Consider the following 26065-nt stretch of genomic DNA (forward strand, 5'->3'; position numbering starts at 1 on the left):
GTATTTCTCCCACACTTGCATTGGAAGTGTGAGGTTCGTCAAAAAAAGCTGCGATATTATCACAATTGTTAAGAAAAAGTGGGCGAATTTAGAAAAGAAATCGGTTCTACGAGTAAATCACTCCCTTTTGGTTAGTTTTAAAACGAAATTTCAGAACGAATGAACAAAGCAGATATGAATAGAGTTTTGTAATTAAGGATAGGAACTAGGCGATATTTTTTAGCGTGCCGAAATAAATATAATATTAGTTGTTCGTGCAAAATAAGTGTCGACTCATTGCATGCTATAAACAAATTAATGCGAGTCATTTTATAAATATCGAATATTTTAGGTGTTAAATTGGCACTGTTACCTACAGTTGTTTTGCGAAGAGATTTAAGTGGTGAGAAATATGACACTTAAATTAAGCATCTTGAAACAATAACTTAAGGGACAGCTAACATGCACCTAAACCAAGGAAGAGTGGCCAAGAAGGTTTTTACACTCAGTACTCTCACCGCGTCATGCTTAATGGCGTTCAACAGCTACGCGGCTGTTGATTGTTCAATGTTAGAAGCGTGGGATTCCGCCACGGTGTACACCGGTGGTGATCAGGTTTCACATGACGGCAGCGCGTATTCAGCGAATTACTGGAATCAAAATAACAACCCGATCCAATTCGAGGGTGACTATGCACAATGGAAAAAGATTGATGTGTGTAGTGGCGGTGGAGGCGGTGGCACGCCAAATGAAGCGCCAACCGCTTCGTTAACAGCACCTAGTGCATCGGATGTGATTGTTGAGGGCGATAATGTCGTCTTAAGTGCAACAGCACTCGATACTGATGGCAGTGTTGCTTCAGTAGAATTTTTTGTCGATGGTACGTCGGTTGCTGTAGTAACAGCGGTACCATTTGAAGCAGCTTGGGCTGCAACATCGGGTAACCATCAGGTATCTGTTGTCGCGACAGATAATGAAGGCGCGGCAAGTGTAGCAAGCGCGGTATCCATTTCTGTTGATTCACTACAACCAGGTAATGAAGCGCCAACAGTATCAGTTTCACTTTCAGCGGCTTCTGTTGATGTAGATGGCGTGGTAACACTCACAGCAACGGCTGCAGACAGTGATGGTACGGTTGATAAAGTCGATTTTTATGTGGCAGGTTCATTAGTTGGGACGACTGCAACAAGCCCGTATACGCTTGACTACACAACCACTCAAGCAGGTACTTTGTCTGTTTACGCCAAAGCGACCGACGACCAAGGCGCAACAACGGATTCAGCCTTGGCTTCTTTGAAGGTGAATGGCGCTCCAACGGTGAGTACATGTCGTCCTGATGGCTTGTATCAAACGCAAGGCGTCGATGTTCCTTACTGTACAATTTACGATGATGAAGGCCGTGAGAAAATGGGCGCGGATCACCCTCGTCGTGTGATTGGTTACTTCACCAGTTGGCGTGCAGGGGATGACCCGCAAGCAGCTTACCTAGTAAATGATATTCCTTGGGAACAACTCACACACATTAACTACGCGTTCGTGAGCATCGGTTCAGATGGCAAAGTGAACGTTGGTGACGTAAACGATCCAAATAATGCTGCTGTAGGTAAAGAGTGGCCGGGTGTAGAAGTTGATCCTGCATTAGGCTTCAAAGGTCACTTTGGTGCGCTGGCAACCGCGAAGAAAAAACATGGTGTTAAAACGCTAATCTCAATTGGTGGTTGGGCTGAAACGGGCGGTCACTTCGCGACTGACGGGAGCCGAGTTGCTGATGGTGGTTTCTATACTATGACGACCAATGCTGATGGCTCAATCAACCATCAAGGCATTGAAACATTCGCGACTTCAGCGGTTGAAATGCTACGTAAATATCAATTCGATGGCCTAGATATTGATTATGAGTACCCAACGTCAATGGCTGGTGCGGGTAACCCGTACGACAAAGACTTCATGGAACCGCGTCGTCAGTACCTATGGGCTTCCTACCAAGTGCTGATGAAAGTATTGCGTGAGAAGCTTGATGTGGCGTCTTCTGAAGATGGTAATCACTACATGTTAACTATCGCGGCACCTTCTTCTGGCTACCTATTGCGCGGTATGGAAACATTCGATGTCACTCAATATCTTGATTACGTGAACATCATGTCTTACGACCTTCACGGCGCTTGGAACGACCACGTTGGCCATAACGCTGCCTTGTTTGATACAGGTAAAGATTCAGAACTAGCGCAGTGGAATGTATACGACACAGCGGCTTATGGTGGTATCGGCTACCTGAACACGGATTGGGCTTACCATTATTTCCGCGGTTCAATGCCAGCAGGTCGTATTAACATCGGTGTTCCATACTACACACGTGGTTGGCAGGGCGTAACAGGTGGTGAAAATGGTCTTTGGGGCCGCGCTGCATTGCCTAATCAATCTGAATGTGCGGCGGGTACCGGTGAAGGTGAGAAGAACAACTGTGGTCATGGCGCTATTGGTATCGATAACATGTGGCACGATACCGATCCGAAAGGCAACGAAATGGGCGCGGGTTCAAACCCAATGTGGCACGCGAAGAACCTAGAGAAAGGAATTTGGGGTTCTTACGCGGATGCTTACAAGCTTGATCCTGTAAACGATCCTTCTGATGTATTGACGGGTACTTATACGCGTAACTACGACAGCGTTGCTGTTGCTCCTTGGTTATGGAATGCAGAGAAGGGCGTATTCCTTTCAACGGAAGATAAACAGTCTATCGATGTGAAAGCGGACTACGTTATCGATAAAGAGATCGGCGGCATTATGTTCTGGGAACTAGCAGGGGACTATAACTGTTATGTACTCGATGCGAATGGCAACCGAACGTCTATCGATGCCACTGAGCAAGCATGTAATAGCGGTAACGGTGAGTTCCACATGGGCAATACAATGACCAAAGCTATCTACGATAAGTTTAAGTCAGCAACCCCATATGGAAACAAAGTCGCGACGGGTGCTATCCCAACAGAAGCGCTAGATATCGCGGTATCGGTTGGTGGTTTCAAAGTCGGTGACCAAAACTACCCAATCAACCCTAAGATCACGTTTACCAACAACACAGGTCAAGCACTTCCGGGTGGAACTGAGTTCCAATTCGATATCCCAGTATCTGCACCTGATAATGCGAAAGATCAATCGGGCGGTGGTTTGACGGTGATTGCTTCGGGCCATACTCGTGCGGATAACATCGGTGGATTAGACGGTACTATGCACCGAGTAGCCTTCACATTACCTGCATGGAAAGAACTGCCTGCTGGTGGTGTGTATGAGCTAGATATGGTGTATTACTTACCAATTTCTGGCCCTGCAAACTATGCCGTTAACGTAGGTGGTGTCGATTATGCCTTCAGCTTTGAACAGCCAGATTTACCTTTAGGTGATATCAGTTCTGGTGGTGGTAACCCAGGCGATGGTGGCACAAACCCTGGTACTTGTGATACTGCAGGCTTAACTGTGTACCCAGATCTGCCACAGAAAGATTGGGCAGGTAATCCAAGCCATGCAAACACGGGTGACCAAGTGGTTCATAACGGCAGTATTTACCAAGCTAACTGGTGGACAAGCTCTGAACCAGGTAGTGATGGTAGCTGGACCAAAGTGTGTTCATAGTATTGATTTGTTGATGGAGTTGAGAGCTTACTAGCCTTATCTCCTTAAACAAACCACTTAACGTAGAGTCAAACGCCGAACTCAATCCTGTTCGGCGTTTTTTTATTCATGGCCTTACTATGCTTTACGCCTGTTATGTCCGAACGGTGAAAAAGTAGAAGGTAGTGATCGTGTAGAGGAATAACAGATATAAAAAAGCCCAAATAGATCGCTCTATTTGGGCTTTTTCAGAATAGTGTGAAATCGCTAGTCGCTAAATTAAGCTTTTGCTTCTTTCATCGCTTCCGCTCTTTTTTCCTTTTGCATTTTTGCAAGGAAATAGATGTTTACACATGCGATGAAGCCGTTGGTTGCAACCACTGGCCAAGCGTCAATCATAACGCCGTATGCTGTGAAGAGTGCACAGCCAATAAAGTTAAGGACACGCAGGCGAACAATATCTTTCATTGTTAATGAAATTGCGACCATAATAGACGCAGCGTAACCTAAAATCTCAACCATATTGAATTCCATTGTTTGACCCTCTTAAATTTGCCGATACTTTGTCGGTACCAATTCTTCTCTTCATGAGATGATTGAGGAAGCTCCGTGCCTCGAATGGTCTGGTTATGTTTAACGGGGTAGACTATACCAACTCCGTTTTTGTGATTAAACCCCAAAAATAGGTAGAAGTGAAGGTTAGCGATTACGCAAACGTTTAATGCATTTTTGCTTAACATAATTACCGTTTATGTTGGTGGTTAAATTGATAGTTATTGATGTATAGGTAAAGGCTCTAACCATGATAAAACGATCCATTTGTGCAACAAAAAGCATAAAGGCCGCTGTGCTTGTGACCTTGATGAGCATTGGGCTGACAGCATGTACGACCCAAGAGCAACTGCCAGTGCACGATTATGGTGTAGTAACCAGCGGTGACTTCGAGTTTATGAAAAATGGCGTCACGACTTATTCATGGCACCCACAATCAGAACAGGTATATCTCTCTAAGAAATACAATGAAACCGTCGTGACTGACATGGTACGTGATGCGATTGAAGAGCAGCTAACTGAAAAAGGGTACCGCTTAGAGCAAGGTGGGGGTGTTGGTGACGTGGTGGTTGGCTTTGGCCTAGCCGAAGAGTCAGAGCTGAATGACAACTCCATTTTCGATGCGGTTCAGCTCTCTACAGGTGTTCCATTCTATGATGGAAAGGGCAAACTCGCCGAAAAAGGCTCTCTATACATCATGTTTTCAGTGCCAAACTCTCAGGTGATCCAGTGGCGAGCGCTAGCGCAAACGGGCATTCAGGCCGATCTTGAAGCAAGTGAGAGCAAAGAACGAATTTCTAGTTTTGTGGAGATGCTATTTAGACAAATGCCAGAGAGATAAATAGCAAATACTAAGAGTGGAGAGTATTTGCTTGGTCAATATTAATGGTCGGGAAAATGAACAGATCGCAGAATATACTTTTTTATTTGTAACTAAAGGTACATTTGCGTAAAGCAACGTAAAGTTCGCGCTTCTTTTGCTAGCATTTGTCTATACTAGTCAAAACGTTAACTTAGGTTTAATTCAATGAAACTGTTCTCCAAATACTCTCTCCCTCTATTAAGTATATTCATTGTAAGTAACGCAGCGATGGTTAGCACAGCAGCTATCGCCGCCCCTTCTATAGTACCGGCTCCGCCTAGTTTGGGCGCGAAAGGGTATGTGTTAATCGACTTTAATTCTGGTGATGTGCTTGTCGAAAAAAACGCACATACCAAGTTGAACCCAGCAAGCTTGACCAAACTGATGACCAGCTACGTGGCAGGTCAGGAGATGAAGCGAGGCAATATCTCCGCAGATGATAAAGTCAGAATCAGTGAAAACGCTTGGGCAAAGAATTTTCCTGACTCTTCAAAAATGTTTATTGAAGTTAATACCGACGTCGCGATGATGGATCTATATCGAGGCTTGATTATTCAATCGGGTAACGATGCCAGTGTTGCGATAGCAGAGCATGTAGCAGGTTCTCAAGATGCCTTTGTTGATTTGATGAACTCTTGGGCTGCTTCACTTAAATTGGAAAATACTCACTTTGCAAATGCGCATGGTTTAGACGCTGATGACTTATATTCAACGCCTTACGATATCGCAATGCTTGGTCGAGCAATCATTAAAGATCTTCCAGATGTCTATGGCTTATACAGTGAGCGTTCTTTCAGTTACAACGGTATCACGCAACATAACCGTAATGGCTTGCTCCGTGACAGAAGTTTAACGGTTGATGGCATGAAAACGGGTTACACCTCGGGTGCGGGCTACAGCTTAGCGAGCTCTGCAACACAAGGTAAAATGAGGCTTATTGCAGTGGTGATGGGCGCATCAAGTGTTAAAAGCCGTGAGTCAGACAGTAAGCAGCTTTTAAGTTACGGTTTCCGATTCTTCGATACGCTTAATGTACACCAAGGTGGCGACCAAGTGGCTGAAGAGAAAGTGTGGTTTGGTGACCAAGACACTTTGAAGCTTGGGGTTGCAGAAGACACGTTTATCACGCTACCTAAGTCAGATAGCAAAAAGCTTACCGCATCTATTGAATTAAACTCGGAACTCAAAGCGCCGATTACAGAAGGTCAAATTTTAGGTGTCGTTCATTACACGGTTGATGGTGAAGATGTTCAAACTCATCCTTTGATCGCACTTGAATCGGTTGAACAGGGTGGCTTGTTCAAACGTTTGATGGACTACATTAAATTGTTCTTCTCAAGTCTGTTCTAAGCAAACTGGCACCAGAACGAAAAGTAAAACGACTGGGCGCTGTGAGTTAATCACAGCGCCCTTTGTTGTTCCAGAACCGGAGAAAGCGAGGCGAATAACGTTCTTGATTAGCAGTCGCTGATGGTTTCGATTACTATACGCAAAATTTAGCAGTGTAGTTACTTATGACCATAGAGATAAAGAACATCACCGAACCTGAAGTAACTTGCGCCAATTGCCAGGCATGCTGTTGTCGTTTAGAGGTTATGATCATCACAGATACGGGTGTCCCAGAAGAGCATATTGCTTACGATGAGTGGGGCGGTGAAACCATGAAACGTTTGGATGATGGTTGGTGCTCAGCGGTAGATAGAGAAACGCTAAGGTGCACTATCTACGAAAATCGACCATGGATCTGCCGTGAGTTCGAAATGGGCTCGTTTGAGTGTGTCGACCAGCGTAAAGAGGTGATGGGTTAGACAGCGGCTCTACCTCCTTTACCGATATTTTAAATCAACGTACGATTTCTTTTAAGTCAGGGCTTTATATCTCGATTTGATATAGAGCCCTGATTCGTTTTACTGATTTAGTGTTGTGTGAGAACGAGTCGATTTAGAACTCAGAAGGCACTTCAAACTCCATCCATTCCCCGGTTGTTGGGTGAATGAGTTTTAGGTAGCCCGCATGAAGGTGCAGCCGTTCGCGCTTATAGCCGTATAGGTCATCACCACGAATCGGTACGCCAAGTCCTTGTGGGTGGGCGCAGTGTACGCGTAGCTGGTGGGTACGGCCTGTTTTAGGATACAAGTGCACCTTTGTTTTTCCGTTATTGGTGCTGACCGCTTGCCAGTGCGTTTCTGCGTTACGCCCATGTTCATGACAAACGAGCTGCCTTGGTCTGTCGGTGATATCGCCACGCAAAGGAAGGCTGATGTCACCAGATTCGCCATTTATTTCACCATCAAGGAGTGCGGTGTAACGCTTTTCGACCGTTCTATCAATGAACTGCTTTTGGATATGCTTGTTGGACTCGGCAGTTAGCGCCAAGATCAACAAGCCAGATGTCGACATATCCAATCTATGGATAATCAAAGGGCCGGTTGCATCTGGGTAGCGCGTTTTGATACGTGTATACACTGAGTCTTCGATGAACTTGCCAGGAACAGACAAGAACTCTTCAGGTTTGCTTACGACCACGATCTCTTCGTCTTCATAAACAATATCAAACGACTTGCCGACCGCAGGGTTTACGATAAGCGGATTATCTTCTAGCTCAATGCCACTTAGCTGGTGTTCGAGGATCTCAAAGCTCTTACTTTGGCAAACCGGGTAGAGGTTTCCGTGTTGTCGTATAATATCTGTTGGCGGTAGTCCCCACCAAAACTCGGCTAAAGCCAACGGTTTGAAGCCGTGTTCAAAGGCAAAGTTAAGCAGCTTTGTTAGGCAGCAATCTCCGGAGCCTTCAAGCGCGTCTTTACCATCTAACAATTCAAGCAGACTCTTTGACTCTGCCGCTTGGTTGATAAAACGATAGTGAGACAAGCGCTGTGTTTCTAACTCTGCAGAAATGGCCTGGCAGTCGTTCTTACGGCTTTTAAGCTCGCTTTCGATAGCGTCTACTTGTGATTGTTTTTCAGCGATTTTCTGTTTCCACTGGATACGAAGTGTTTTGAGGTTGCGCTTCTCTTGGCTGCTTTGATTACCTAACTGCTTAAGTAGGTTGGCCGCAGACTCTAGGTTTCCTAGTGCTTTCTCGTGGTTAGCTTGCTCTCTGAGCTCATCACGCTGTGCTTTGTTGGTGGCCATAGCGAGCTGAAAGGCTTCTATTACTTTGCCCGCGTCGTTTTTAAGTTCGATCAGCGTTGATGTCAGTTCATCTAAGTTGTAAGTGTGCTCTAGGTTAGCAATGTCGTCAGCTAGAGTCGCTTGTTGAGTTAAGCTGTCTGTGTTTTGGTTTACAAACTGCTGTTTATCAAATGCAGATGGAACAAAGCTCAAGCTCGATAGTTGAGACTCTAAAGACGAATCGAGTTGTAAACCTGAATATGCAGAAAGGTAGCCCAATTCTTGCGTTCGAGGATATTGAACCAGAAGAACGGCATAAAGATTACCTTGTGATGTTTCATTCACACTACAGTCAAGCAGTGACTGTTGAAGCTGCTGCATTGCGATCTCACACAATGGGTGCGGAGTATAGTAATACGGAAATGTAAAACGCTCTGGCAGCGATATGTTTTGATTCGCCGTTTGGTTTAACGTATGCAGTGGTGTGTATTGAGCAAGGTTTGCTGACATGAAGATCAAACTCTATGGGTATTCAGTTTAGAGCTCGATATTGTTGTCGAAATGAAGGTAAATGAGAAGCCAAAGCGAAAGATAAATCGGCTTTGGCTTCATTTAGACAGTCATGTTCACGCTATGGAAGCATTGAATAGACTAAATCTCGATTAATTGGAGTGTTCTAACTCGAGTTGTTCTGCCTTTTTGTAAGCAGGGTGGCTCGCCAAAAGCTCACCGTATTTAGCAATGTTAGGGTAGAGCGCAGTAGCACCAAAGTTACCGACGATTTCAACGATGAACGACATCATAAAATCTGCACCCGTGAGTGTGTCGCCTACAAGATAGGTTTTGCCTTCGAGTGCTTCGTTAACGAAGGTTAGTATTTTTTGATTTTCATCATCAGCATAACCACCAAGGAAGTTTGTTTCGGCGCCGTCTTTCATCACGAAGATCTTAAGCAGCATTGGTAAGATGCCCGAACTTTCAGCAAAGTGTAGCCACTGAGAATACTCAACGTATTCAGCTGTGCCGCGTGCTGGTGCAAATTTACCTTGGCCAAACTTGTCGATGAGGTACTCAGTAATCGCGCCAGATTCGCTGATCACCACGCCATCATCTTCAATGACTGGAGATTTGCCAAGAGGGTGAACAGACTTCAGTTCAGGTGGTGCTAAAAACGTGACACTGTCTCGTTGGTAAGGTTTAATTTTATAGTCGACACCAAGCTCTTCGAGTAGCCAGACGATGCGCTTTGAACGCGATTTGTTCAGGTGATGTAATGTAATCATAATTCTGCCTATTCTATCCTTGAGCTATTTTGGTTCGTTAGTTTTGATAACAAGTTTGCCGAAGTTCTGACCTTCTAACAGACCCATGAAAGCTTGTGGCGCTTCGTCTAGACCTTCAATCAAGTGCTCACGGTAATGCATTTTTCCTTGAGACAGCCATTCAGTCATTTGAGTTGCGAACTCGTTGTAACGGTGCGCGTAGTCGTCAAAAATGATGAAGCCTTGCATCTTAATACGCTTAACTAGAAGTGTACCCATAAGGCTAGACATGCGGTCTGGACCTTCAGGAAGTGATGTCGCATTGTATTGTGAGATAAGGCCACAAACAGGAATTCGAGCGCCTGTATTAAGCAGAGGCATTACTGCATCGAATACCTTGCCGCCAACGTTTTCAAAGTAAACGTCGATGCCTTTATCACACGCTTTCGCCAATTGCTCTGCGAAGTCATCTGCCTTGTGGTCGATACATTCATCAAAACCAAGAACCTCTTTCGCGTACTGACACTTCTCTTGACCGCCGGCCACACCAATGACACGACAACCTTTTAGTTTACCAATTTGTCCAACAGTAGCGCCTACTGGGCCCGTTGCAGCCGCTACCACTAACGTGTCGCCTTCTTTCGGTTGGCCGATATCCAGTAAACCCATGTAAGCGGTAAAGCCTGGCATACCCATGATGCCCAGTGCGTAAGAAGGGTGAATAGGCTCTTTTCCTAGCTTGATAAGACCTTCACCGTTCGACACGCCATAATCCTGCCAGCCTGTGTAAGCTAAGACCCATTCGCCAACTTCATAATCGCTGTTGTTTGATGTTTCAACCTGACACACAGTTGCACCAACCATCACTTCATCAATTGCAACCGGATCAGCGTAAGATTTTGCATCATTCATACGACCACGCATGTAAGGGTCGAGAGATAGGTAAACTGAGCGAAGTAACATTTCACCATCGTTGATTGTTGGTGTAGCAACGGTTTCTAAGCGGAAGTTATCTTGAGTTGGTGCACCTACAGGGCGAGAAGCCAATACGGTGCGACGATTGTCTTGTTGAGTCATTGGATGTCCTTAATTTTATATTGTGTTTATCTAGAATTAGACCAGTCGTCTAGTCCTATTGTCTAAAAATCCCGCCGTCATCAAATTGATAAGAGGGCGGGTGATTTCTTTTAAGTTAAAGCAAGTAAAAGCGCATTCCGCGTTATTAGCTTTCACTTTTTAAAATGCGTTCGGTAAGGCTCAAAGCTGATTGTAAGCTATGTGAACTCTGGCTCAGTTTGCTTAATAAGCTTGCGCCTAACCACATAGAATATAGGTTCTGAGCTGCTTCATGGCTGTCTTCAACCCTTATCGAGCCATCTTCAATACCGCCGACAATGCACCGTTCGATGGTATTCGTTACTTTTTCTGCACCCTTTAATAGCGCTTGGCGCATAGGATCAGAAAGATCAGAAACTTCCGCGCTGAGTTTAACGACCAAGCATTTATGAGCATTACAGATACCGTTTTCGGTCTTCGCCCATAGCGAGAAATAGCTCAAGATTCGCTGGTAATGATTACCGTCACCATGTACTAAAATTGCTTCAATCTTAGTGATGTAGTTTTCAAAATAGTGTTGAATCAACGCCTCGCCAAATTGCTCTTTAGATTTAAAGTAGTGGTAAAACGATCCTTTCGGCACGTCCGCTTCTTTAAGCAAATGCGATAGGCCAACGCCGTTAAAGCCGTTGTTTACTATTAGTTGATAGCCAACATCTAAAACATGTAGGCGTGTGTCATTCGTTTTTTCGTTCATGGGCGGTACTATAAGTTAAATTAGACCAGTCGTCTAGTGGTCGATTTTTGAGGGTATATTCGGTCGTTGTTAAAGTAACTAAAGTGCCTTCAAATGTTCACATATAAAAAAGCCCCAACATAGCGCGTATGTTGGGGCTTAAATCAGAAGCTTGTTTTATAGCGATTATATTATTGGATAGAGATTAACTCAACATCAAAAATCAATGTAGCTGATGGTGGAATAGGGCCTGAACCGCCTTTACCGTAAGCTAGAGTGCTTGGAATAAATAGGCGGACTTTTTGGCCTTCAACCATGTAAGTCAAACCTTCTTGCCAGCCTTTGATTACTTGCTTTAGGGCAAATGAGATTGGCTCGCCACGTTCAACAGAGCTGTCGAAAACAGTGCCGTCGATCAACGTACCGTGGTAGTGAACCGTTACTTTGCTGTTCTTAGTTGGGTGCTCTGTGCCTGTACCTTCTTCAAGAACAAGGTATTGAAGACCGCTTTCAGTCGTAATCACGCCTTCTTTAGTGCCGTTTTCAATCAGAAATTGTTGGCCTTGTTCGAAGTTCTCTCCGCCAGACTTATGATTCGTCCAAGTACGGTAAATCATGAAACCCGCCAGAAGAAAGACAATGACCGGGATGACAAATTTAGACATAGTAAAACCTATTTATAATTAATGCTGAGTATGTAAATCAAGGGCCTAAGCCGCGATTATGGTTGAGTCAAAAGGTAGTTGATCGTTTTTGCAATGCCAGCAACGTCTTGGTGACCTGCTGTTAGTACTTGGTATTTACCGTTGATGATAAAGGTTGGTACTGAGTTGATCTGACCTTTTACTGAAACTTCCTCTGCCTTCTTAACGTAGTCAAAAAGCGTTACTTGTTGTTCTTTGTTCAATTGATATGGGCTAACCAAACCGCGAGAAGTAAACGCTGTTTCTAGCGCTTGTTGGCGTTGCTGAGGTGTTGCGTCTGCGCCCATTTGAACGGCACCAAATAGGTCGTCCATGAACGCGTGGTGAGGCGTCGCATTAAGCTGCATCACTGCTGTGTAGTAGATCATTGCGCTGATTTGAGCGCTTTCGTTGAACGTCACGTGCATCTTGCCAATAGTTTGGTCTGTCCGAGATTCAATCTCTGGGATTGCACTTTCCATTTGACGGCAGTGACCACAGTTAAGAGAGAAGATTTCAGTGATCGGAGACAGGTTAAATTCAGTTAGAGCAGTAGGAAGCGCTTCGTATTGGACACCTTTTTGTGGCTCGTCTGTTTYGCTACAACCCGCGATAATAAGTACGGCAGCGAGTGCTGTGATGAATTTAGTAAATGGTTTAAACATAATGTTTGCTCTAGCGTTGAGAAGTCGTGAGATTCTAACTATTTAGTACGATTTGGAAAACAATTATAAGGTAAATAAATGCAAACAGTTCGAACTAGCGGTTGATGACAGGCTAGTTGACGGTTAACTGTGATCAACCGCACTTTTTTCTGATGTGCTTTCTTTTTGTCTAAAGTTTTTCTCTCGGTGCCGATATAGACATTAGTAAATGGTTTATCTGCATGAGTGGTTGGTGAAGTAATGAGATATTTAGCGATAATGTTAAGCATAGCTTTGGCTGGGTGTGAAACGACGTTACCAACGGGCATGTTAGGTGACGATATGCTAGAAACTGCGCCACAAACCGATTATGACTTGATGCACCCTGAGTGGGGTGTGGTTCAAACGACTCATGTAGCAAGTAATCGTGGTTACTCTATCCAGAACAGTACTACTCATTATCAAAGAACCATTACTACCAACTACGGACGTGGTGTATCGACTAACGATCCACTGGAAGTCTTTCTAAGACAAAACCGTATCGACTTTGAAGTGTTGCCGGGCAATCATGTGATGGTAAAGCTTGAACAGCACGTGAGCTTTAAAACGGGTTCAGCACTCCCTGAACCAGCCTACAACCAATGGTTGGATACTTTAGGCAGTTACCTTTCTCAGCGGCAAGACATCGATATCGTGATTGAAGGTCATACCGATAATACAGGTACAGATCGTATCAATGATCCTTTATCAGAGCAGCGCGCAAAAGAGGTGAAAGCTCGCCTAGAGAACAATTACGTGTCGAGTCGTTCTATTTATACTCGCGGCTTTGGTGAGTATGTTCCAGCGTGTACCAACGCTTCACCGCAAGGTAAGGCGTGTAATCGCCGAGTTGAGCTGATGCTGATTGTCGCGAAATAGGTTTTAGCGTTTTGTTCTCAAATTAGAGCACGAATAGCAGACATAGAAAATCCCTCACGTTCGAGGGATTTTTTGTATCTGACTTTCTCTTAGCTTGTTAGCTTATGCGAACTGCTTTTCTAAGTAAGCGACGATGTCTGAAGACTCGTACATCCACTCAGTTTTGCCATCTTTCTCAATACGTAGACAAGGCACTTTTACACGACCGCCGCCTGCTTCAAGCTCTGCACGGTGTTGTTCATTGTTTTTTGCATCACGAAGTTCAAATTGAACCGATTGACGTTTCATCGCGCGGCGCACTTTCACGCAAAATGGGCACGCTTCGAACTGGTATAACGTGTGCGTTTTTGCTTGCTCATTCACTTTGTTTTGCTCTTCTTGAGAACGTTTCACACCACGCGGGCTAAAAACAAAATTCAATAACAAGATGACACGACCTAAGAACCAACGGATAAACTTCATAACTCTCTCTACATATTTAAAATTAGCGTTACAATTTGCAGCATTATATACACAAGTTTTGTCAGATGCTCGCAACAAACTGCTAATATCTATTTTGTCCGTTCGATCGTGTGAGACTTAGCCACATTTAACCCTAAACGCTTAGATAGTCTAGTCAGGTTCGCTCGGTCTGTTTTCAGAACTCGCCCTGCTTGTGCCCAGTTAAAGTTGGCATCTTCCAATACCTCGGTAATGATGCTGCGTTGAAAATCATCCGTTGCACCACGTAGCCCTGCAGAAAGATCGATAGTTGGCGTTGATAACGGTGTGTTCTTCGTTTGTGTAGTCGCAATAGGTTGATCTTGGTCTAGAGGACCACAATCTTCTTTGGTGATTGTCACCAAGTTTTTATTGGTACTACGTGCTAACGCTTTCAATGCTGAACGGCTGATCACGTGCTCAAGTTCACGGACGTTACCCGGCCAACCATAACGGTTTAGGAAAGAAAGAACGTCAGAGCGGAACTTAACTTGGTTGATACCAAGCTTACGACGCGCTTGTTCTAGGAAGAAACCAGCTAGTAGGCTGATGTCGTCACCACGATCTTTCAGTGCTGGCACCGCGATAGGGTACACACTCAATCGGTGGTATAAATCGGCTCTGAATCGGCCGTCTTCAACTTCTTGCTTTAGATCTCGGTTAGTTGCTGCCAATACTCGCACATCAATGGTTTGAATGTTGTCTTGGCCAACCGGTTGGATTTCGTTGTTTTGTAGAGCACGCAGTAGTTTACTTTGTGCGGCTAAAGGCAACTCGCCAATCTCATCAAGGAACAGTGTTCCACCATCGGCTAAAGCAAATTTACCTAATCGGTTTTTGTCTGCACCCGTAAATGCACCACGTACGTGACCAAACAATTCACTCTCAACTAAGTTTTCAGGAATAGCAGCACAGTTTACGTAGACCAGCGGGTTACGTTGACGTTTTGATTGGTGGTGCAGGGTACGAGCTACTAGCTCCTTACCAACCCCCGTGTCACCGTGAATCAAGATATTAAACTCAGACGGTGCAACAACTGCGATGTCGTTCTTAAGCGCGACCATGGTGTCACTGTTACCAATCAACTCGCCGCCGTCACGCTCCCATGACTCTACATTCAACTCTTCCAGTAATTGTTTTGACTGTTTTGCTTGATGTTCAAGTTGCGAGAAGGTCAGTGCCATTTGCATGGATGACGCCGCAATAGCAGCCAGTACTTCAAGGTTGCGAGCCGGGATATTAGCGAAGACATCAGGTTTTAGGCTATCTAGAGTTAGAACCCCTAATAACTTGTCGCCAAAGAGCAAAGGTAGGCCCATGCAAGCGTGCATTGGCAGATCGCCATCATGGTCAATAAGCAAACCATCGAAAGGATCGGGTAGGGAGCTGTCGGCATCGAAACGAACAGGAGAGCGAGACGCGCAGATTTCTTCAAAACGAGGGTGTTCTGAAATAATAAAGCGACGACCGAATGTATCTCGGCTAAGCCCTTGCATTGCAATAGGGACTAAAGTGTCACCTTGAAGGCTTAAAAGCGCGACACAATCACAGGTTATGGTTTTACGAATGGCATCGATAAGGCGATTAAAACGATCTTGATCGTTCACACCACTCGCGAGGCCAATGGTCATTTCCATGAGGGTAGATGCGGAGATATCTTGCATAAAAAAGTCTAACGGTGTGTTTATCTACATCATAGAGTCTTTTAGACTTAAAAAAAAGGTCTTTTTGACATTTTTATAAGATGGGTCTTGAGAATAAAACCAGTAATGACGGGGATTGATAAACTTGGCACTGAATGTGCAATGAGAGTCGTGGAATACGTATTATAACGCTGATTGGAAAGGTTATTCTTGATCTCAATCAATCGAGCTGCATTAATTAGGTTCCACGATTTTTTGAAACAAAAGTGAGTCAAAATAACTCGGCTTCTAAAAATAACTAACGTTTCAGAAAATCGATAAGTCATTCTTAAATTTTCAGTAGTCAAAATGACATATAGGTCATAAGGCTCAGTGTTCGGAGTAAATTCATGCTTAACAATGCACATATCGAAATCATCAAATCTACTATTCCTCTACTTGAGATCGCAGGCCCAGCTTTAACTCAGCATTTTTATCAACGTATGTTCACGCATAACCCTGAGTTAAAAGATATCTTCAATATGACTCACCAAAGAACAGGTCGCCAAGGCGTAGCGCTGTTTGAAGCTATCGCGGCATATGCAAAGAACATTGAAAACCTAGCAGCGTTAACAACAGCGGTTGAACGCATTGCTCACAAACATACAAGTTTTAACATTCAACCAGAACACTACCAAATTGTTGGTTTACACTTGATTGAAACACTACGCGAATTGGCAACGGACGCGTTTACACCTGAAGTCGAAGAGGCATGGACAGCGGCTTACCTTTTCTTGGCTCAAGTATTCATCGATCGTGAAGCTGAACTTTACCTACAACGTAAACAGGCTGTTGGCGGTTGGGAAGCGGCACGTACATTCGTGATTGCAGACAAGATTGAAGAATCAGCACTAGTAACAAGCTTTATTCTACAACCAAAAGATGGTGGTGACGTTCTAGATTACACGCCTGGTCAATACATCGGTATCGAAGTTAAGCCAGAAGGCTCGCAATACAGTGAAATTCGTCAATACTCACTATCAGACAAGCCGAACGGTAAGCAATATCGCATCTCTGTGAAGCGTGAAGGCCATGGCCAAGAAACACAGGGCGTGGTTTCTAACCACCTACACGACATGGTTGCTATCGGTGATGAAGTGAGCCTTTACGCTCCGGCGGGTGACTTTATGTATCAAGAGCGCAGTAAGTCAGTAACGCTTATCTCTGCAGGTGTTGGTGTAACGCCAATGCAGTCAATGCTTGAGTTCCTGAATACTGAAGAGAAAAACGAGCCAGTGCTTTACCTGCATGCTTGTGAAAATGAAGGCCAACACTCATTCACTAAACGTGTGAAAGACATCGTTGCCGATAAAGGCTGGTCTGCGAAGACATGGTACATGAACAAAGAAGCATCTGCGTGTGAGAATACGCACGAAGGTCAAATGGATCTTGCTTCGATCTCTGATACTGAAGGATTCAAAGACAGCGATTTTTACATCTGTGGCCCTGTAGGCTTCATGAAGAATATTGTTGAGCAGCTAGACGCACTTAAAGTTGACCGCTCTCGTGTTCACTACGAAGTATTTGGCCCTCACGCTAACTTCTAAGAGCTCAAGGTAGTTGTGTTAACACTCGCCTGATCTATTAAAAACCTTGCCCAATCAAAAGGCCTTACAGTGTGAGGCCTTTTTTTTGTTTTGTGCAGAACCGCAGATTCAGCGAGCTAGAAAGTGTTATTTGAATTGGTTAAGAACGCTTAATTTTCTTTGACATGTAGTTGGTATCAAAAAGCTCCGGCCAATACATTTTCACGTAACCGCCTGCAACCCAAATCACTAGGATGGTTGCGATGGTAAGTTCGAAGAAACCAAATTTATGTAACCAGTACCACTGTGGATATTCGGCCCCGAAAAAGGTGGTTAACCGATGCATAGCGATAGCACTGATCACTGATGGAAAGGTTACCGCTGCGATGGAAGGTTGGAACTTCAGTCGCATGAGCCTTACGTAGCACAAGTAGATCAGCAACGTCATGGTAATCGCGATACCCGCTAAAGCGCCTGTTAGAATTGGGTCGGGGTGGTCGAAATTAACCAAGTAAGCGGCAAGCGACAAGTTCACCGGAGCCGCCATGATTGCTAGTGTAGGTCTTGCTCTACGAGTTAGGTTCCCTTCAAACACCAAGCGGTAAAGCACTACAGGCAGTAAGAAGAAGTAGATACCGATACAGCTTGCTGCAAGTGTTTCTGAAAACACTGTGTGTCCAAATTGGGTGCCCGCCAGCGAACTACTAATCAACCCCACAGGGTATAGGAACCAGCTTGGAACGATATTAGACATCTTGAAATTGATGATCTGGAAACCGAAGAACAACACCATCATCGAAAAATGAAGTAACAGCGCGCAGAACCAGATCGGATAGGCGATTATCGGTGATATTTCGGCCAAATAGTCACATAGGATCAATAGTGCCATGCTCATTGGTGCCATCAAGCTTCCACTAAGCGGGTGACGAATATCATTGATGAAGGTATTAAAACTTGTGAGATAACGAAGTAAAACAGGTAACAGAAGCAGCGCACCAAGTGAAGCGAGGTAGGGGCGAATAATCTCACCTATGCCTGGGATATATAAAGCCCAAGCTTGTCCTAGACCTATAACACCAAGTGCTAAAGATGCCTGAGATGGCGGCACGTTTTTTACTTGGGTCAACCTTCTCCAGTTCAACGACTTGCTCCAAATTAGTGACTTATAAAACAATGGTTAGCAATAGAACTTTTGCTCTATTTGATACGTGTAGTTGTGCATCAATAGCTGTTGAGGGCGCTCAACTAATTTTGAGTGGATGATAGCAACTTTAACGTTTGCTTTTTTGACTTTGATGCGGAATCGGGACATTAAGCACGTTGAATGTGTGCTTTTGTTCTATGAGTCATTTGTCATTAGCGAACTTCCTCTTGTTGAGGGAGGTCTTGTTGTCTTAACTTCTCGTTCTTAAGCGTGCGGTTCAGTAGTTGGCTGTAGATTGGTTGGCCACCAAGCATTTGCGCAAAGATAACGGCACCAAGGCAGGTAATGATCAAAGGTAAGATCAGGTAATAGTTATGGGTCATTTCGATAACCAGTAGTATACCTGTAATCGGTGCGCGTACAGTTGCTGCGAACAGTGCCCCCATACCTGCAATAGCAAACATACCTGGTTCTATATTTAGTTCAGGGAAGAATGCAGCCGCGATAAGCCCAAATGCATAACCGAAGAGTGTACCCAGTGCTAGCATAGGAGCGAAAATACCACCCGGCGCACCAGAGCCGAAACAGAGCAGAGTGGTAAGTACACGTCCTAGGAAAATAAGCAGCAATATGTTGGTGCTGTAATTACCGTTGGTGACATTTGGGATAATACCGATACCACCGCCAGTCAATTCTGGGATGTAGAGAAGCAATAAGCCAAAGCAACCACCGAGTAATGTACCTGTCATCAAGTAACGTTTGCGGTCGTTCTTATGTATTGCGACAAACATGTCTTGTGAAAGGGTGATCAGTTTATTGAAGATTACACCAAACATTCCGAACAGTACGCCCAATAACAAGAATAACCAAAGGGCGCTCAGCTCTGGTTGTTGATATTGAGGCATAGTAATGACAGCTGACTGCCCATTGATAGAGCGAAATACAATGTTGGCTGAAACGGCAGAAATGATAACGGCTTTGATAGAAATGAGAGAGTAGCGGAACTGGGGGCGCATCTCTTCAACAACGAACATGATTCCAGCCAATGGTGCATTGAATGCGGCTGCCAATCCGCCTGCGGCACCAGAGGCAAGCAGTGAGTGTCGACTGTCATCGTCTTTAACACGGAAGATGTCAGTGACCATACGACCAATGCTGCCACCCATTTGCACGGTTGGCCCTTCACGACCTAAAACCATGCCTGAACCTAATGCGCCCATACCGCCAAAGAACTTCACAGGTAGAACTCGCCACCAACGAACCGGACGCATCCCATCCATCGCGCCTTCAATCTCAGGGATACCGGATCCTGCGGCTTCCGGGGCAAAGCGGTGCACGAGAAAATAGCCGATGAAAGCAAAGGCTGCACTGATAAGAAACGCAGATAACCAAAGTGGTAGATGGTTGCCCAGCTCATCTTTCAGCCAGTCGGTACGTGTTTCTGTTATGAAATGTACCGCGACTTCGAAGTAGGTACCAACAACACCCGCAAGGATACCAACAAGGCAAGAAAGGATGAGAACTGAAACGGGAGCTTTGTCTCTAGAAAGAAATTGGTTGATAGCACCCTTTGGCATTTTTGTTAAAAGGGACTGCTTAAATTTCTCTCTATTGGTCATTGAAGTTTGGTTCCTGAGTTGATGTGGCGGGGCTTAAGTAAATTATACGCCTACTCTGCTTATCCCTTAGCAACAAAGATGCAAAGTTTAATTCCATTTATGAAAGGAGTGTATTACACAAATAGATTGTATAAAGAATGAATATAGTGGAATTGCCGTCACAATTTTGATCGAATCTACAGCGGTAACTTGAATTAACATCAAAATGAACCATAGTTAAACCGTAAAGCAACATAACGAGCCGCAAGGAGACATGAGGTTTTACACACAATTTGGATGGATTCAAAAATACAAAGTTTTAGTTCCTCGTTAAATGTTCAGGTAGATATTTAAGACTTCCTGATTCGCGAACTCACGATTGAGTAACGAGGGTGAGGCGTACTCTTGAAGTACGCCTTTAGTTTGTTTGGAGCATCCAAAAGCACTTCCTTTCCCTGGCGCCAAACCTTCGAATACGTACACCAGCTTCTTGTCTCACTTTCCTTGGTCTAGAGCTTACTTTCAATTTATCAATCTAAGTATAAACAAGCGATCGGGGTCAACTTTTCGGTGATTGAGTATATACTCCCTTGAAAAGGAGAACTGATATGACCAAAAAAGTTCCTACGAACATAATTACGGGTTTCTTAGGTGTTGGTAAGACGACTGCTATCTTGAACCTATTGAAAAATAAACCTGAGAATGAAAACTGGGCTGTTCTGGTTAATGAGTTCGGTGAGATTGGTATTGATGGTGCATTGATGACAGATCAAGGCGCTTTGATTAAAGAAGTACCGGGCGGCTGCATGTGTTGTACTGCTGGCGTGCCGATGTCGGTGGGTATTAATGCGTTGCTTCGTCAAAAGCCAGACCGTTTACTGATTGAGCCAACAGGCCTAGGACATCCAAAGCAGGTTATTGCGACCCTGACTTCAGAACAATACACGCCATACGTGGATCTTAAAGCGACGCTAGGTCTAGTAGATCCGCGTAACTTATCCAATGAAAAATACACATCTAACCAGAACTTTAATGATCAGTTAGACAGTGCCGATGTGATTCTTGGTACTAAAGTTGACCTTGTTCACTCTGAAGACATCGATGTATTTAACGATTGGGTAACGGATCAAACGCCAGCGAAAGTATTCCATAAGTTGATTCATGATGGTGAAGTGCCTCTAGAAGTGTTGGACATCGAACGTGTGCACGGCACTGCTTCAACTCGTATTGAATCGCATCATCATGATCACGCTGAACAAGAACCTCAATTCGAGCTTCCTCCGGGCGAAGCATTCATCCGTAAGGAAAACAAAGGACAGGGTTACTTTAGCTGTGGTTGGTTGTTTGGTGCAGAGTATAAATTCGACTTCGATGCGCTATTCTCAATGCTGTCTGATTTAACGGCTGAGCGCGTTAAAGCGGTGGTTAACACCGATCAAGGTTGCTTTGCTTTCAACGTCGCAAACCAAGTAGTGTCAGTCAATGAAATCACACTCGATGGCTTTGAATCACGATTAGAAGTTATCGACTCACAGCTTATGCCTTGGGGCGATCTAGAGCAGATCTTGCTCAAGTTGTGTGGCATCAAATAGGGTTTATTCTCTGTTTGAGCCTAATAATTGGGTGTTTGCTTCGCGGCTCGCGTGGTAAACACCAGATTAAGTGAGAAAATTTGCGTTATATCACGATAAATGTGAGATAAATCACTCTAATTACTTTATAGTGCTCGGCTGAAATAAGAATGTAGGCTGTCTGCTTAAGGAACTCGTAACAATGTCATTTTCCTCTCAAGGTTTTGCTCCTGAATTAGTCAAAGCGCTGACTGAGTGTGGTTATGAAAAACTCACTCCAATTCAACAAAAAGCAATTCCAATGGCTCGTAAAGGCCATGATATTTTTGCTACTGCTCAAACCGGCACAGGTAAAACAGCGGCATTCTCATTGCCTGTTATCCAGCATTTACTGAACAGCGGTAAAAAAGCATCTCGAGGAACGGCTCGCGGCCTTATTTTAGCTCCAACTCGTGAGCTAGCAGCGCAGATTGCTCAAAACATTAAAGACTACGTTAAATACACAGAACTAAGCGTTTCTGCGGTTTACGGCGGTAACAAGATGTCTTCACAGGTTCGCCAATTAGAACTGGGTGTGGATATTCTGGTTGCGACGCCAGGCCGTTTAGAAGAGCACTTAGAAGCGGGTAACGTGTCTATTGCTAACTTAGAATTCCTAGTATTTGATGAGGCTGACCGTATCTTAGATATGGGCTTTATCAATGCGGTTCGCAAGATCATGTTGGATGTAGAAACTTCTCCACAAATTATGATGTTCTCTGCGACTACATCAACGCAGTTAAACCAATTGTCGGTTGATATCTTACGTAAGCCAAAACGTATCAGTGTAGAGCGTGAAAACTCAACGGCTGCAACGGTAGGCCACGTAGTTTACCCTGTGGATCAAGAGCGTAAAACAGAGCTACTTTCTGAGCTGATTGGCCGTAAAAACTGGCGCCAAGTACTAGTGTTTGTGAACTACAAAGAAACCGCAAATGAAGTGGTTAAAGAGCTTAAACTAGACGGTATTAAAGCTGTACTGTGTCACGGTGATAAAGCACAAAGTGCTCGTCGTCGTGCTTTAGATGACTTTAAGGAAGGTAAAGCACGTGTAATGGTAGCAACCGATGTTGCAGCTCGTGGTCTCGATATTGAAGACTTACCACACGTGATTAACTACGACATGCCTTTCTTAGCGGAAGATTACGTTCACCGTATCGGCCGTACTGGTCGTGCAGGTAAGCAAGGTCATGCTGTCTCTTTCGTTAACCGCGAAGAAGAGTTAACTGTGGTTCAGGTTGAGAAACTGATTCAACAACGTATTCGTCGTGTTGAGCAACCAGGTTACGAACCTAAGAAGCGTGATGCTTATATCGAGAAGCTAAACACGAAAGCGGCATATAAAAACCGCCAAGGTCGTAAGAACAACGCGAACGATACACCACAAGATCAAGCAAGTGCAGAACGTCGTCTAGCGATGATGAAGCGAATTAAAAACCGTCGTAAGTAAAATTACAGTTGGTTATGGAAAAGAGCCTCTGTATTGTGGCTCTTTTGCGTTTTGGGGCGAGGTGTTATTTATAAACTCGGTTGCTATACATAAATGCTTATTCTGGCGTTTGTGATCATCGATTTTTCAATCTTCCAATTTTCAGTGAACTGCTTCTCAATCGGGAAACAGTGAGTTTCAAGCAGTAACAAGGCAGTAAGGTAATAATATGGATAGCGCACTATTTTTGGCTTTCATCCCCACGTTTTTCTTTGTTTCAATCACCCCAGGCATGTGCATGACTTTGGCCTTAACGCTTGGTATGAGTATTGGCTATAAGCGCACATTATGGATGATGATTGGTGAGCTAGCTGGCGTCGCTGTGGTTTCGGTTGCTGCAGTTCTAGGCATTGCCTCTATCATGCTGAATTACCCATGGTTATTTACTGGATTTAAGTTTGTTGGCGCAGCTTACTTGTTCTACCTGGGTGTTCAGATGTGGCGCTCGAGAGGCAAGCTGGCCATCAGTACTGACATTCAAAATACCAAAGTAAATAATGACTGGGATCTGATTGTTCAAGGCTTTGTGACTGCGATTGCGAACCCGAAGGGTTGGGCATTTATGATTTCTCTGCTTCCTCCTTTTATCAACAGCAGTAAAGATTTAGCGCCTCAGTTGATGGTTCTGGTGTCTATTATCTTGGCTTCTGAATTTGTTTGCATGACTTTGTACGCGACAGGCGGTAAGAGCCTCAAGCATATGCTAGGTAAGGCGGATAACGTGAAGTTGATGAACCGGATTGCTGGCACGCTGATGATGGGCGTTGGTGTGTGGTTGTTTGTGAGTTAATTCTGTTTTAACGACAACGAGTAGATAGCTCCCCGGCTCAGTCGTTCCACCATTTCGAGGATGACGAGAGCTTGTGCCGATGATGAGTTTTGAGACTCGGATTCTTACGTAAATCGAAGATTGAACAGAATAGAAAAGAGCGATAGGGCATTTGGCCTTATCGCTCTTTTTGTAGTAAATAGATAACTAATGCTGCATTGCGTTGTTTGTTAAACCGCGATCTCACCACCGTCTTCACGGCGAATCACAACGGTAGATGCTCGTGGACGAACGTTACCTTGAGTCTGAGCCGTTGCATCGTCTGAAGATGGCCAGTTCGCAGGGTGTTGAATGTTTACAAATAGTGATTTGAAGTCTGGGCTGATGGTAAAGCCAGTCACTTCACAACCGTTTGGACCCACGAAGAAACGCTTTAGCTGTGCTTGATTGTTTGCATCGATCACCGCGCTGTTGCCTTGGTCATCCGTTAATTGAGACGGAACGACAGCAAGCATTTGGTCATTGGTATAGCCCGTTACTTCGTCTGCACCGTTATCCGTTTGAATCCATAGGATGCCACGTGCATCAAACGCTAAGCCATCAGGGCTCGCGAATTGGTTCATGTCTGTTAGACCTGAGCGGTTGATAGACTTATCATCCACAGCAGGAGAACCGAATACAAAGATATCCCAATCGAATTCGCCCGCCGTTTTGCCTTCATTCCAACGGATAACATGACCAAACTTGTTGTTTACACGAGGGTTCGCTGAATTCGCTTCTTTACGCTTGTTGTTGTTGGTTAGTGTTAGGTAAGCCGTACCTGTCATTGGGTCAACAGAGCACCATTCTGGGCGATCCATCGGTGTTGCACCTACAAGGTCAGCAGCACCTGCTGTATTGACGATAAGTGCGGCTTGTGAATCAAACCTATCACCTAGCTTGCCACCGTTTGTGGTTTTGCTGCTTAGTGTTAATGGCAGCCATGTGCCTGAACCATCGTCGTTGAACTTCGCCACATATAGCGTGCCTTTGTCCATGTACTTGTCGCCCGCGCTTAGGCGGTTGCTTGGCTCAGCGTCACGTGGGTCCCATTTCGCTTCAGAAACAAATTTGTACAGGTATTCGAAACGAGAGTCGTGACCCGAGTAGAATACGATTGGTTCGCCTTCGGTTAACTTACCAAACGTACAACCTTCATGACGGAAGCAACCTAGAGCGGTACGCTTTTTCGCTCGTGAGTTTGCTGTGTATGGGTCGATCTCAACAATGTAACCGTGACCGTGTGCTTCGTTGCGGTAATCGTCCACAGGAGAATCAGCTGTTGGAGTTACATCAAAGCGTGCAAACTCATCTAAGCGCTCTTGTTTGTCACCAGAAAGCGTGTCCCAACCGTAGCGAGTTTTATCTGTCGCGATACCTATGCGCTCTTGAGCTGGTGTAGTTGCCCCTTTATTGACGAAGTAACCCGGCCAGTTCTCTTCACAAGTGAGGTAAGTGCCCCAAGGTGTGTAGCCGTTGCCACAGTTATTTAATGTGCCACGAGCTTGGCTGCCGTCTTGTGAGAATTTGGTTTTGGTAAACTCACTGTGAGCGACAGGACCAGAAAGATCCATTACGGTCGCGCCTGTGTAGCGGCGGTTAAGTGGATCGTTATCGACCATTACCCATTGATTACCTTCAAGCTTTACGCGAACCACACTAACGCCATGGGCGTTGATTTCTTTGCGTACTTCATCAATGTTAGGACGAGCGCCTTCATTGTATGTCGGGCCGTTAGCGTGCAATGCTTTTTGGTCAATGTATTCGTGGTTGATGACCAACAAACCATCATTGCTGTTGCCATCAAGCGGGAAGAAGTGCATGCCATCGTGGTGCATACCTAGAGCATTAGCTTGGTCCTGTGCATTGTTGGTGCCGTCTTTTAGCCAAGCATTGCCTTGCTTATTGAGAGGCGTTCCCCAAGGAACTAGCACTTGTGCTGTATAGCCTTTAGGCACAACCACGCTGTCTGTTAATGAGCCTTTAACCGATTCAAATGCTAGTGTCGCAGTACTTTTTTGCGCGCCCGTAGCTTGCATTGTTGACGCGTTAGCTGTGCTGTGACCACTTAAACCGAATGCACCAAAGGCGGTCATTGCGCTAATGCCTAAGCCGCCTTTCAAAACGTTTCTTCTTGAAAGGTTTGCTTCTAGAACCTCTTCAAAGGGTTTGTTGTTACTCTTGTTAAAACGAGTACTATCAAATGTTTCCTTGCTCATCGCAACTGCTTCCTATTGGTTGACTTTATTATTTGTTATTTATGACTTACAAAGTTAATAACTAATTGGTTAATAACTTGGGTAAATTTGTGAC

At 44.6% G+C, this 26065-nt stretch carries 21 protein-coding genes; 9 read left to right on the plus strand and 12 right to left on the minus strand.

All coding sequences use genetic code 11. From position 1 onward, the window contains the following. The first annotated feature begins 441 nt into the window (after nt 1-441). Nucleotides 442-3609 (plus strand): glycosyl hydrolase family 18 protein, encoded by a 3168-nt coding sequence (locus tag L1D11_RS15535; RefSeq protein ID WP_239832950.1) that lies wholly within the window; start codon nt 442-444, stop codon nt 3607-3609. Nucleotides 3610-3867: 258 nt separating this feature from the next. Here the strand turns inward: L1D11_RS15535 and L1D11_RS15540 are convergent, their stop codons facing one another. Next, nucleotides 3868-4122: a YgjV family protein gene (locus L1D11_RS15540; protein ID WP_239832951.1), complete on the minus strand. Its 255-nt coding sequence runs from the start codon at nt 4120-4122 to the stop codon at nt 3868-3870. Nucleotides 4123-4390: 268 nt separating this feature from the next. On the opposite strand from L1D11_RS15540, the gene L1D11_RS15545 reads away from it, so the two are divergent. The 3 genes from L1D11_RS15545 (at nt 4391) to L1D11_RS15555 (ending at nt 6810) form a co-directional block, all read left to right on the plus strand. Beyond that, nucleotides 4391-4981 (plus strand): DUF4136 domain-containing protein, encoded by a 591-nt coding sequence (locus tag L1D11_RS15545; protein ID WP_239832952.1) that lies wholly within the window; start codon nt 4391-4393, stop codon nt 4979-4981. A gap of 186 nt (nt 4982-5167) precedes the next feature. Next, nucleotides 5168-6352, plus strand: a complete 1185-nt coding sequence (locus L1D11_RS15550) for a D-alanyl-D-alanine carboxypeptidase family protein (RefSeq protein ID WP_239832953.1) — start codon at nt 5168-5170, stop codon at nt 6350-6352. 164 nt (nt 6353-6516) lie between these two features. Then, nucleotides 6517-6810, plus strand: a complete 294-nt coding sequence (locus L1D11_RS15555) for a YkgJ family cysteine cluster protein (RefSeq protein WP_239832954.1) — start codon at nt 6517-6519, stop codon at nt 6808-6810. A 133-nt stretch (nt 6811-6943) separates the two neighbouring features. Here L1D11_RS15555 and L1D11_RS15560 read toward each other — a convergent pair whose 3' ends face one another. The 6 genes from L1D11_RS15560 to L1D11_RS15585 all read right to left on the minus strand — a co-directional run bounded on the left by L1D11_RS15560 (nt 6944) and on the right by L1D11_RS15585 (nt 12518). After that, a complete protein-coding gene (locus L1D11_RS15560; RefSeq protein ID WP_239862611.1) occupies nt 6944-8626 on the minus strand; it encodes an RluA family pseudouridine synthase in 1683 nt (560 codons plus the stop codon). 152 nt (nt 8627-8778) lie between these two features. After that, complete coding sequence (locus tag L1D11_RS15565) at nt 8779-9399, minus strand: glutathione S-transferase (RefSeq protein ID WP_239832956.1); 621 nt, start codon at nt 9397-9399, stop codon at nt 8779-8781. Between the two features lie 24 nt (nt 9400-9423). After that, on the minus strand, nt 9424-10455 hold the full coding sequence (locus tag L1D11_RS15570) for an NADP-dependent oxidoreductase (protein WP_239832957.1): 1032 nt from the start codon (nt 10453-10455) through the stop codon (nt 9424-9426). 145 nt (nt 10456-10600) lie between these two features. Continuing rightward, entirely contained in the window at nt 10601-11191 is a 591-nt protein-coding gene (locus L1D11_RS15575; RefSeq protein WP_239832958.1) for a TetR/AcrR family transcriptional regulator, read from the minus strand. A gap of 170 nt (nt 11192-11361) precedes the next feature. Then, nucleotides 11362-11835 (minus strand): FKBP-type peptidyl-prolyl cis-trans isomerase, encoded by a 474-nt coding sequence (locus L1D11_RS15580; protein WP_076651142.1) that lies wholly within the window; start codon nt 11833-11835, stop codon nt 11362-11364. A 56-nt stretch (nt 11836-11891) separates the two neighbouring features. Continuing rightward, nucleotides 11892-12518: a thioredoxin domain-containing protein gene (locus tag L1D11_RS15585; protein WP_239862613.1), complete on the minus strand. Its 627-nt coding sequence runs from the start codon at nt 12516-12518 to the stop codon at nt 11892-11894. A 258-nt stretch (nt 12519-12776) separates the two neighbouring features. Here L1D11_RS15585 and L1D11_RS15590 point away from each other — a divergent pair, with 258 nt between their 5' ends. Further along, nucleotides 12777-13415 carry an OmpA family protein gene (locus L1D11_RS15590; RefSeq protein WP_239832960.1) on the plus strand — a complete coding sequence of 213 codons (639 nt, stop codon included), beginning with the start codon at nt 12777-12779 and terminating at the stop codon, nt 13413-13415. A gap of 102 nt (nt 13416-13517) precedes the next feature. Here L1D11_RS15590 and L1D11_RS15595 read toward each other — a convergent pair whose 3' ends face one another. Together L1D11_RS15595 and norR are read right to left on the minus strand one after the other, a co-directional pair. Further along, nucleotides 13518-13877: a glutaredoxin gene (locus tag L1D11_RS15595; RefSeq protein ID WP_239862615.1), complete on the minus strand. Its 360-nt coding sequence runs from the start codon at nt 13875-13877 to the stop codon at nt 13518-13520. Nucleotides 13878-13966: 89 nt separating this feature from the next. After that, nucleotides 13967-15559 carry a nitric oxide reductase transcriptional regulator NorR gene (gene norR, locus L1D11_RS15600; RefSeq protein WP_239832962.1) on the minus strand — a complete coding sequence of 531 codons (1593 nt, stop codon included), beginning with the start codon at nt 15557-15559 and terminating at the stop codon, nt 13967-13969. A 368-nt stretch (nt 15560-15927) separates the two neighbouring features. Here norR and hmpA point away from each other — a divergent pair, with 368 nt between their 5' ends. Next, entirely contained in the window at nt 15928-17124 is a 1197-nt protein-coding gene (gene hmpA, locus L1D11_RS15605; protein WP_239832963.1) for an NO-inducible flavohemoprotein, read from the plus strand. Between the two features lie 139 nt (nt 17125-17263). Here the strand turns inward: hmpA and L1D11_RS15610 are convergent, their stop codons facing one another. Together L1D11_RS15610 and clcA are read right to left on the minus strand one after the other, a co-directional pair. Beyond that, nucleotides 17264-18211 (minus strand): TDT family transporter, encoded by a 948-nt coding sequence (locus tag L1D11_RS15610; protein ID WP_239832973.1) that lies wholly within the window; start codon nt 18209-18211, stop codon nt 17264-17266. Between the two features lie 248 nt (nt 18212-18459). Further along, nucleotides 18460-19866 carry a H(+)/Cl(-) exchange transporter ClcA gene (clcA, locus tag L1D11_RS15615; RefSeq protein ID WP_239832964.1) on the minus strand — a complete coding sequence of 469 codons (1407 nt, stop codon included), beginning with the start codon at nt 19864-19866 and terminating at the stop codon, nt 18460-18462. A gap of 587 nt (nt 19867-20453) precedes the next feature. On the opposite strand from clcA, the gene L1D11_RS15620 reads away from it, so the two are divergent. The 3 genes from L1D11_RS15620 to L1D11_RS15630 all read left to right on the plus strand — a co-directional run bounded on the left by L1D11_RS15620 (nt 20454) and on the right by L1D11_RS15630 (nt 23734). After that, nucleotides 20454-21437 (plus strand): GTP-binding protein, encoded by a 984-nt coding sequence (locus L1D11_RS15620; RefSeq protein WP_239832965.1) that lies wholly within the window; start codon nt 20454-20456, stop codon nt 21435-21437. Between the two features lie 181 nt (nt 21438-21618). Next, nucleotides 21619-22905: a DEAD/DEAH box helicase gene (locus L1D11_RS15625; RefSeq protein ID WP_239832966.1), complete on the plus strand. Its 1287-nt coding sequence runs from the start codon at nt 21619-21621 to the stop codon at nt 22903-22905. 208 nt (nt 22906-23113) lie between these two features. After that, nucleotides 23114-23734, plus strand: a complete 621-nt coding sequence (locus L1D11_RS15630) for a LysE family translocator (RefSeq protein WP_239832967.1) — start codon at nt 23114-23116, stop codon at nt 23732-23734. Between the two features lie 209 nt (nt 23735-23943). On the opposite strand, the gene L1D11_RS15635 is transcribed toward L1D11_RS15630, so the two are convergent. Continuing rightward, nucleotides 23944-25971 carry a PhoX family phosphatase gene (locus L1D11_RS15635; RefSeq protein WP_239832968.1) on the minus strand — a complete coding sequence of 676 codons (2028 nt, stop codon included), beginning with the start codon at nt 25969-25971 and terminating at the stop codon, nt 23944-23946. Nucleotides 25972-26065 lie beyond the last annotated feature (94 nt).

It is taken from the genome of Vibrio sp. Isolate32 (genome assembly GCF_022397955.1).
GTDB lineage: Bacteria > Pseudomonadota > Gammaproteobacteria > Enterobacterales > Vibrionaceae > Vibrio.

Excerpts from the sequence above, each read along its gene's own strand:
- L1D11_RS15535 (WP_239832950.1), top strand. The coding sequence starts at position 442 with ATGCACCTAAACCAAGGAAGAGTGGCCAAGAAGGTTTTTACACTCAGT.
- L1D11_RS15540 (WP_239832951.1), bottom strand. The coding sequence starts at position 4,122 with ATGGAATTCAATATGGTTGAGATTTTAGGTTACGCTGCGTCTATTATG.
- L1D11_RS15545 (WP_239832952.1), top strand. The coding sequence starts at position 4,391 with ATGATAAAACGATCCATTTGTGCAACAAAAAGCATAAAGGCCGCTGTG.
- L1D11_RS15550 (WP_239832953.1), top strand. The coding sequence starts at position 5,168 with ATGAAACTGTTCTCCAAATACTCTCTCCCTCTATTAAGTATATTCATT.
- L1D11_RS15555 (WP_239832954.1), top strand. The coding sequence starts at position 6,517 with ATGACCATAGAGATAAAGAACATCACCGAACCTGAAGTAACTTGCGCC.
- L1D11_RS15560 (WP_239862611.1), bottom strand. The coding sequence starts at position 8,626 with ATGTCAGCAAACCTTGCTCAATACACACCACTGCATACGTTAAACCAA.
- L1D11_RS15565 (WP_239832956.1), bottom strand. The coding sequence starts at position 9,399 with ATGATTACATTACATCACCTGAACAAATCGCGTTCAAAGCGCATCGTC.
- L1D11_RS15570 (WP_239832957.1), bottom strand. The coding sequence starts at position 10,455 with ATGACTCAACAAGACAATCGTCGCACCGTATTGGCTTCTCGCCCTGTA.
- L1D11_RS15575 (WP_239832958.1), bottom strand. The coding sequence starts at position 11,191 with ATGAACGAAAAAACGAATGACACACGCCTACATGTTTTAGATGTTGGC.
- L1D11_RS15580 (WP_076651142.1), bottom strand. The coding sequence starts at position 11,835 with ATGTCTAAATTTGTCATCCCGGTCATTGTCTTTCTTCTGGCGGGTTTC.
- L1D11_RS15590 (WP_239832960.1), top strand. The coding sequence starts at position 12,777 with ATGTTAAGCATAGCTTTGGCTGGGTGTGAAACGACGTTACCAACGGGC.
- L1D11_RS15595 (WP_239862615.1), bottom strand. The coding sequence starts at position 13,877 with ATGAAGTTTATCCGTTGGTTCTTAGGTCGTGTCATCTTGTTATTGAAT.
- norR (WP_239832962.1), bottom strand. The coding sequence starts at position 15,559 with ATGCAAGATATCTCCGCATCTACCCTCATGGAAATGACCATTGGCCTC.
- hmpA (WP_239832963.1), top strand. The coding sequence starts at position 15,928 with ATGCTTAACAATGCACATATCGAAATCATCAAATCTACTATTCCTCTA.
- clcA (WP_239832964.1), bottom strand. The coding sequence starts at position 19,866 with ATGACCAATAGAGAGAAATTTAAGCAGTCCCTTTTAACAAAAATGCCA.
- L1D11_RS15620 (WP_239832965.1), top strand. The coding sequence starts at position 20,454 with ATGACCAAAAAAGTTCCTACGAACATAATTACGGGTTTCTTAGGTGTT.
- L1D11_RS15625 (WP_239832966.1), top strand. The coding sequence starts at position 21,619 with ATGTCATTTTCCTCTCAAGGTTTTGCTCCTGAATTAGTCAAAGCGCTG.
- L1D11_RS15630 (WP_239832967.1), top strand. The coding sequence starts at position 23,114 with ATGGATAGCGCACTATTTTTGGCTTTCATCCCCACGTTTTTCTTTGTT.
- L1D11_RS15635 (WP_239832968.1), bottom strand. The coding sequence starts at position 25,971 with ATGAGCAAGGAAACATTTGATAGTACTCGTTTTAACAAGAGTAACAAC.